Genomic DNA, 1,844 nt, shown 5'->3' with positions numbered 1-1,844 from the left:
TGAGGCCCCGGCTGCTGAAGCTGCCCCGGTCGCGGAAGAGCCCGCCGCTGAGGCCCCGGCTGCTGAAGCTGCCCCGGCCGCGGAAGAACCCGTCGCTGAGGCCCCGGCTGCCGAAGCTGCCCCCGCCGCCGAAGCGCCCGCCGCTGAGGCCCCGGCTGCCGAAGCTGCCCCGATGCCGATGACGATTTCGGAACTGGCCGCGGCGATGGAAGCCAAAGGCTACAAGCTGATCTCGGTCGCCAATGTTGACGCTGGCTACGAAGTCGTCATGACCGACGCGAACGGCCTGAGCTTCACCGCCGTTCTGGACCCGATCACCGGCGAACAGTTGAAATAACGCGCCCCGGCGCCTGGAACTGAAAGGCCACCCTTCGGGGTGGCCTTTTGCATTCCGGACGCAGACTCAACCCTGCACCGGCCCGGCCTGCTCTGCCTGCGGCAGGATATGGGGCAGACCGCCGCGCAGATGCACGCTGACCCGCGCCAGCTCCGCCTCGACGGCGCGGGTGCCCAGCAAAAAGTCGATGCGCCCGGTTTCGACCCGAGGTGCCAGATCGGCGCCGGGAAAGGCGGCCACATCGGTGCCGAACGTCAGGCTGACCGGAACCCGCTCACCGGGCGCGGCCTGCACCCTCACAAAGCCGCAAAGCTCCAAAACAGGGCGCGCGATGCTGGCCACCGGGTCTTGCCGATAGACCAGAACCGTCGTCTCCACATGCTGCGAAGCGGGGTTGACCAGTTCGAACCGCAGCGTGATCTGGCCGGGCACATCGACCGTTGCGGGTTCGGCCCGCAGCGCCTCGATCTGCGGGCTGGCGTAGCTCAGGCCGTGGCCGAAGGGAAACAGCGGCTCCACCGGAATATCCAGGTATTTCGAGGTGTAATGGTCCGCGCTGGCAGGGCGGCCAGACCGGCGCAGGGCATGATGGATAGGGATTTGCCCGATCGCGGCGGGCCAGGTGACCGGCAGCCGCCCGGTGGGCGCGCGCGCGCCCGACAGCACATCGGCCAGCGCATGCCCCGCCTCGGCCCCTGGAAACCACGCCGCCAGAATCGCGGCGCAGCCCGCCACCAGCCAGTCGGGCAGAATCAGCGGGCGGCCCGAACACAGGATCAGCACCACAGGCCGCCCGCTGGCGATCAGTGCACGGGCCAGATCCAGTTGCGGCTCGGGCAGCACCGGCGCACCGCGGCAACTGGCCTCGCCGCTCATCGCGCGGGCTTCGCCTGCACACAGCAGGACCGTGTCCGCCCCCTGCGCGGTGGCAACCGCGGCGGCGATCATCGCGGCAGTTCCCGACTCGATCCCCGCGCCTTCGGCGTAACGCAGGGCGCGGTCGGGAAAACCCGCCGCAAGGCCCGCGCGGAAAGTCACACAATCTTCGGCGCGGCCCGCGCCCGACCAGGCGCCCAGCATCTCCTCGGCGGCGTCGGCAAGGGGGCCGATCACCGCAATCGGCCCGCCGCTGCACGTCAGCGGCAGCACGGCACCCTCGTTTTTCAGCAGCACCATGGCCTTGCCCGCAGCCTCGCGCGCAAGCGCGCGAAACCGCACCCCGGCGGGCGGCGCATCCGCGCCAAGCCCGCGGAACGGGTCGGCAAACAGCCCCAGCCGCTGTTTCAGCGCCAGCACCCGCAGCACCGCCGCGTCGATCTGATCCATCGTGACCAGCCCGCGCGCCAATGCGGGCACCAGACCCGCCTGATAGGCGCCGCCCATCATGTCGATATCGACCCCCGCCCGGAGCGCCAGCGCCGCAGCCTCGGCCAGATCGGCGGCCACGCCATGCACGACCAGTTCGGCTATAGCGTTGTAATCACTGATCACGACGCCGCCGAAACCC

Annotated in this window: 2 protein-coding genes; one reads left to right on the top strand and one right to left on the bottom strand. The window is 70.2% G+C overall.

All coding sequences use genetic code 11. The features are described from left to right. A partial coding sequence (locus C5F46_RS16005) for a PepSY domain-containing protein (RefSeq protein ID WP_181317781.1) occupies positions 1 to 337 on the top strand: 337 nt, incomplete at its 5' end. Between the two features lie 66 nt (positions 338 to 403). Here the strand turns inward: C5F46_RS16005 and C5F46_RS16000 are convergent. Next, a partial coding sequence (locus C5F46_RS16000) for a glycoside hydrolase family 3 C-terminal domain-containing protein (protein WP_181317780.1) occupies positions 404 to 1,844 on the bottom strand: 1,441 nt, incomplete at its 5' end.

The sequence above is a fragment of the Phaeovulum veldkampii DSM 11550 genome (assembly GCF_003034995.1).
GTDB lineage: Bacteria > Pseudomonadota > Alphaproteobacteria > Rhodobacterales > Rhodobacteraceae > Phaeovulum > Phaeovulum veldkampii.
This window is presented reverse-complemented; position numbering and strand designations above follow the sequence as displayed.